At 40.1% G+C, this 5,793-nt stretch carries 6 protein-coding genes; 1 reads left to right on the forward strand and 5 read right to left on the reverse strand.

Annotated features, from left to right (window positions below; genetic code table 11):
• Positions 1–17: 17 nt before the first annotated feature.
• The 5 genes from BFL01S_RS18690 to BFL01S_RS18710 are packed head-to-tail and all read right to left on the reverse strand — an operon-like array spanning position 18 to position 4,883.
• The gene (locus BFL01S_RS18690) at positions 18–986 is read right to left on the reverse strand and encodes a sugar phosphate isomerase/epimerase family protein (RefSeq protein ID WP_025910540.1); all 969 of its coding nucleotides are present in this window, start codon (positions 984–986) and stop codon (positions 18–20) included.
• A gap of 18 nt (positions 987–1,004) precedes the next feature.
• Entirely contained in the window at positions 1,005–2,009 is a 1,005-nt protein-coding gene (locus BFL01S_RS18695) for a Gfo/Idh/MocA family protein (RefSeq protein ID WP_061786618.1), read from the reverse strand.
• Positions 2,010–2,022: 13 nt separating this feature from the next.
• Positions 2,023–3,048, reverse strand: coding sequence for a Gfo/Idh/MocA family protein (locus tag BFL01S_RS18700; protein ID WP_061786619.1), 1,026 nt, complete (start codon positions 3,046–3,048; stop codon positions 2,023–2,025).
• Positions 3,049–3,070: 22 nt separating this feature from the next.
• A complete protein-coding gene (locus BFL01S_RS18705; protein WP_025910546.1) occupies positions 3,071–3,796 on the reverse strand; it encodes a ThuA domain-containing protein in 726 nt (241 codons plus the stop codon).
• 52 nt (positions 3,797–3,848) lie between these two features.
• Positions 3,849–4,883 (reverse strand): LacI family DNA-binding transcriptional regulator, encoded by a 1,035-nt coding sequence (locus BFL01S_RS18710; protein WP_061786620.1) that lies wholly within the window; start codon positions 4,881–4,883, stop codon positions 3,849–3,851.
• 324 nt (positions 4,884–5,207) lie between these two features.
• Between BFL01S_RS18710 and BFL01S_RS18715 the strand changes: the two genes are divergently transcribed.
• Positions 5,208–5,783 (forward strand): cell wall hydrolase, encoded by a 576-nt coding sequence (locus tag BFL01S_RS18715; protein ID WP_025910005.1) that lies wholly within the window; start codon positions 5,208–5,210, stop codon positions 5,781–5,783.
• Positions 5,784–5,793 lie beyond the last annotated feature (10 nt).

Raw genomic sequence — 5,793 nt, forward strand, 5'->3', positions numbered from 1 at the left:
TGTCTCAGTCTCTTTATTTATACCCACCACATTTGTGAAGGCTGCTCTTCAATTAAAATACTTTGAAGGTTTGTTACGGCACGCTTAAACCCTTCATTAATTGACATAATCGGGTCTTCATGCTCTATGCTTACAACATAATCATATCCATACGTACGTAAAGCGCTCATCATATCCGACCATTCTGTTAAGCTATGTCCACATCCTACTGAACGGAACGTCCATGCACGAGAGCGAACTTCACCATAAGGCTGCATATCTGTTAATCCATACATATTAATGTTTTCTTGATCCAAATACGTATCTTTTGCATGGAAGTGATGAATCGCATTTTCTTTAGCCAGAATTTTAATGGCTGCAACAGGATCAATTCCTTGCCACCACAAATGACTTGGGTCTAAGTTTGCACCGATTGCATCGCATGTTTCTTCACGTAGCTTTAATAATGTATACGGTGTATGTACTAAAAATCCACCGTGAAGCTCCAAACCAATTTTCACATTGTTCTCTTGTGCATAAGCGCCTACTTCTTTCCAATAAGGAATTAATTTTTCTTCCCACTGCCACTTTAAAACATCACCATACTCATTTGGCCAAGGCGTAACGGGCCAGTTTGGATATTTCGCCCCCTCATGATCACCTGCTGTCCCTGAAAAACAATTTACAACTGGGACATCCAGTAGCGAAGCTAGTTTAATCGTTTTTAATAGCGTTTCATGAGATTCTTTTGCAAAATTAACCTCTGGTGAGATTGGGTTTCCATGACAACTAAATGCGCTAATCGTTAATCCACGATTTGTAATTTGATTTTTATACGCTGTTCGTGCGGCTTCATCTTCTAACAGCTCATCTAATGGACAATGATTGTTTCCAGGATAGCCTCCTGTTCCAATTTCCACTGCATGAAGCCCAGCTGCTTTGACAGTATCAAGCATTTCTTCAAATGATTTATCTGCAAATAATACGGTAAATACCCCTAGTTTCACCTTGTTTTCCCCCTTTTTTTACTTCTTACTACTATTATAAATAGCATCGATGATTGCTGATGTTTGAAGCGCTTCTTCCGGCTTTACAACGAGATCCTCTTTACCTTTACAAGCATTAATAAAATTGTTCGCTTGTAATAAGCTAAAGTTTTCTTCCCCATCTATCCAAGCTGCTTGGCTATTTAACAACATGCCATTTTTGGATGTATATAATTCAAACGGGAATACATTGATGCCTCCATTAACACCAGAGATGCTTACATGCTCTTCGTCATCTGCTATGTTAGCTGACCAAGATGTTTCAAGTAACAAAGATGCACCGTTATCAAATTTGACATAGGCTGTGACGTGGTCATCTACTTCAAACGTTTCGTGATTAAACGTACCCCACTGATTTAGCTGGTTGGGTGAACGGCTTAAGTCGTTATACGTAGATCCCACTACTTCTGTATGGCTTGGATTCCCCATTAGCCATACAGCTAAGTCAAGAAGATGACAGCCGTAGTCGATTAAGCTCCCTCCACCTTGCAGCTCTTTATTAGTAAACACGCCCCATCCTGGTACCTTTCGGCGTCTCATTGCTCGTACTCGCGCAACAAGTGGTTTCCCCACTTCGTCCATGCTTTTTTTAGCCGCCTGTGCTTCCTGCATGAATCGATAATGATAGGCAATTGCTAACACTTTATCTGCTTTCTTCGCTTCTTGAATCATCTGCTCACATTCAGCTTTCGATAAGGCCATTGGCTTTTCACATAGCACATGAACACCAGCTTTTAACGCTTCTACTGCGTATTCAGCATGGAATTTATTCGGTGTACAAATGCAAACAGCATCGACTTCTGCAAACATGTCTTTGTAATCAATAAATACATGTGGAATATTATGCTCATTTGCTACTTCCGTTGCACGCTCAGCGTTAATATCACTTACAGCCACAATCTCACACTCATCCTGTAGCTGTTTAAATGCGGGAATGTGGCGGCCTACTGCAATGCCGCCCACTCCAATAATTCCCACTTTCACAGCTGTCACCTCATTACACTTGCTTAATTTGTTTTGTTTCACTTGACTCAAGAGCAGCCAAAATAACAGCTAATGACTTAAATCCTTCTTCGCCGGAAACCGGTGTTTCTGTATCGTTAATGATTGCATCCACAAATTTTTCAACAACGTGAGAGTTGCTTTGACCACCATCATCATTTGATTGAATTTTTCCTAACTCGTACTTCACAACTTCCCCAGTTGTGTATTGAACTACTAATGAATAGTTTGGATCATCTTCTAGGCGAAGAATTGCTTTTTCGCCATAAATGATTGTTGAATTATCTTCTTTGCTTGTGTACGCCCAGCTTGCTGCTAGCGTACCCACAATGCCGCTTTCTGTTTTTAGTACGCACACAGCATTATCATCTACGTCGCCAAAGCCTTTTGCAGTTGTTTCAACAAATGCACCAACTTCAACGATTTCTTCTCCTAAAATGTAGCGAAGCAAGTCAGTTTTATGAACACCTAAATCTCCCATCGCTCCAATAAATGCTTCTTCTTTTCTAAAGAACCAGCTGTCTTTACCATCTGCGCTCCAACCTTCTGGACCACCGTGTCCGAAAGCTGTACGGAAGCTATAGATCCTTCCAACTTCGCCGTTTTCAATTAATTGGCGTGCTTTTTGATGAGATGCTACAAAGCGTTGATTATGAGCAATCATAAGCTTTTTGTTGTTGGCTTTAGCCGCTTCAATCATTGCTTCAGCTGATTCTTTTGACGTTGCCATTGGCTTTTCGCACAAAACATGTACTCCGCTGTTTAATGCTACAACCGAGATAGGAGCATGCAGGTAGTTCGGTGTACAAACGCTAACTGCATCTACCGTTCCACTTGCCAACAGCTCTTCATAACTTGTATAAGCCTTTACGCCGTATTCACTTGCTACTTTATTGACACGCTCTTCGTTAATATCGCAAACTGCTACTAACTCTACATCTTTGTTCATTTTATATTCTGGTAGATGGCGATACTGAGCAATACTTCCACAACCGATAACCGCTACTTTTAATTTCTCCATTATTCTTCTCCCCTTTAATTCTTTAGTTTTTCACCGTAATTTTTTCAAGTGGCTGAGCGTTTCCGTATACTGGACGCTTGCGATCAACAGGCTTCGCCCAATTTACAGCGTTTACAATTACACGTTGGATATCTTTATGGTGGTAAGTTGGGTATGTTTCATGTCCTGGTCGGAAGTAAAATACCTTCCCATTTCCACGCTTATACGTGCAGCCACTGCGGAAGACTTCTCCGCCTTCAAACCAACTTGTGAAAACAAGTTCATCTGGAGCTGGGATATCAAAGTGCTCTCCATACATTTCTTCACGCTCAAGTTCAATAAATTCTGAAATACCTTCTGCAATTGGGTGAGAAGGATCTATAACCCATAAACGCTCTTTTTCATCTGCTTCACGCCATTTTAAATCACAGCTTGTTCCCATTAATGTTTTAAAGATTTTTGAAAAATGCCCCGAATGTAAGACGATTAGTCCCATACCATCCAACACGCGTTGCTGTACTTTTTGGACAATCTCATCAGATACTTCTTCATGAGCTAAATGTCCCCACCATACAAGCACATCAGTATTTTCAAGAACTTCATCAGTTAATCCATGCTCAGGCTCATCCAGCGTAGCTGTTGCAGTTGCATAGCCAGCTTCTTGTAAAAATGAAGCGATGGCGCCGTGAATTCCTTCCGGATAAACTTCTCTTACAACTGGATTTTTTTGTTCGTGACGATTCTCATTCCATACCGTTACTTTTGTCATTTTTATATCCCCTTTGTCATCATTACTTTTAGTGAACCGATTAACTTACCACTTACCCTTTCTTTTTAGCCGTGGACTCTCGATGAATAAGCTCCGTCGACAGTCGAATATGCTGAAGTGCGGTAGTGTCATTTTCAATTGCTTGAATGATTGCTGTGGCAGCCACCGATCCTTTATTAAATACATCTTGACGTACCGTAGTTAAGCTAGGTGTAGCATAACTACTAAACGTTAAATCATCAAATCCCACAATTGAATAGTCTTCTGGTATGCGCTTACCTTCCTCTTGTAGCGCTTTCATTATTCCTAATGCTAGCGTATCAGATGAAGCAAAGAATGCAGACATAGAATGTGGACGTGATAATAACTCTTTTCCCATCCTGTATCCATTTTCAAATGAACTATCTAACGCTTCGAATACATGTGATTTGCACGGCTTGATTCCCGCTGCTTTGAGCGCTTTTTCGTAGCCAATAAACCGCTTATAGTCGATGGGGCTATTTGTCATTCGGTGCGCAATGAAACCAATCGCACTGTGCCCTAGATCAATTAAATGTTTCGTAGCCTGGTAGCCACCTTCCTCGTCGTTCATCGTAATATGATTGAAATAACGCTCGTACTTATCGTATGTATCCACTAACACGATAGGCTTGGATAACGCTTTCATCTCTTCGTATAAACGATTTGGAAATACCCCTAAAAATAAGAGGCCATCTACGTTTCGCTTCCGAATCCATTTCATACATTCACTTGGGCTTTGCACACCTGAAATGAGTAAATCATATCCATTTTTACGAAGTACGTATTCGATTCCACTAATCATTTCACTTTGATAGTGATTATCTTTAAACATCGTAACAAGGGAATCGTTCACTAACGGAAACATAACCGCAATGACATTTGATTTCCGCTTTGATAAGCTTACTGCGGTTAGATTTGGTTCATATTCAAGCTCTTTAACCGCTTTCAAAATTCGCTGCTTTGTTTCATCTGATACTTTGTTAATACCATTTAACACATAAGATACAGCTGCGGGAGAAACTCCTGCGTGCTTTGCAACATCTCGAATCGTTATTTTCCCATTCATATACCCACTCCAGTTAAACGGTTAACTAGTTACACGCTCATTATAAGTCACCTTAAATTTCAAGTCAATCCTCTTTTTTAAAAATAAGAATGGTTCTTTACACTTAGCAGACCTTTACGGACAGTTACTCTTCTTCTTTATCTCACTCTATTAAAGTGAAAAGCTGACTGTTCGTTAAGGATGTGTACATTTATTACGATTATTGTTAAATTTATTTAATATCTTCCTAGACTGGTATGTTTTCATTAATGACAAGACACCTCATATGCTGTTACTCTTTAGAACGTGCACGCTAAGACACTACACATCGGAGGTTATAAAACTATGTGGAAAAAGTTAGCTATTATTGGTGCTTTAACAGTATCTATGCTCGGATTAGGGCATTCAGCAAGCGCAGCGGAAACAACGCATCGCGTAGACAGCGGCGAGTCCCTTTATAAAATTGGGATGGAATATGGTGTCTCTATTAAAGATTTAAAAGCTGAAAACAACAAAGAAACTGACGCACTTGCAATCAATGAAACACTAAAAATCCCAAGCTCAATTAGCAGTACAGACAAAGATCTATTAGCTCGCATTATACATGCAGAAGCAAAAGGAGAGCCTTACGCTGGAAAGGTTGCCGTTGCGACTGTTATCTTAAACCGTGTCGATGATGATGCGTTCCCAAATTCTATTCGTGAAGTCATTTACCAAAAAGGCCAGTTTGAACCTGTAAGCAATGGTGAAATTAACAAGCCAGCTGATGCTGAAGCGAAAAAAGCAGTAAACGAAGCGTTAGCATTACATGGGGGAGGTAGCGGTTCTCTCTTCTTCTTTAACCCTTCAAAAACAGATAATCAATGGTTACGTCAAAAAGAAGTCACTACTACAATCGGTGATCATGTTTTTGCAAAATAACAAATGAAAA

Origin of the sequence: Priestia flexa NBRC 15715 (genome assembly GCF_001591565.1) — a bacterium.
Lineage (GTDB): Bacteria > Bacillota > Bacilli > Bacillales > Bacillaceae_H > Priestia > Priestia flexa.

Excerpts from the sequence above, each read along its gene's own strand:
- BFL01S_RS18700 (WP_061786619.1), bottom strand. The coding sequence starts at position 3,048 with ATGGAGAAATTAAAAGTAGCGGTTATCGGTTGTGGAAGTATTGCTCAG.
- BFL01S_RS18705 (WP_025910546.1), bottom strand. The coding sequence starts at position 3,796 with ATGACAAAAGTAACGGTATGGAATGAGAATCGTCACGAACAAAAAAAT.
- BFL01S_RS18710 (WP_061786620.1), bottom strand. The coding sequence starts at position 4,883 with ATGAATGGGAAAATAACGATTCGAGATGTTGCAAAGCACGCAGGAGTT.
- BFL01S_RS18715 (WP_025910005.1), top strand. The coding sequence starts at position 5,208 with ATGTGGAAAAAGTTAGCTATTATTGGTGCTTTAACAGTATCTATGCTC.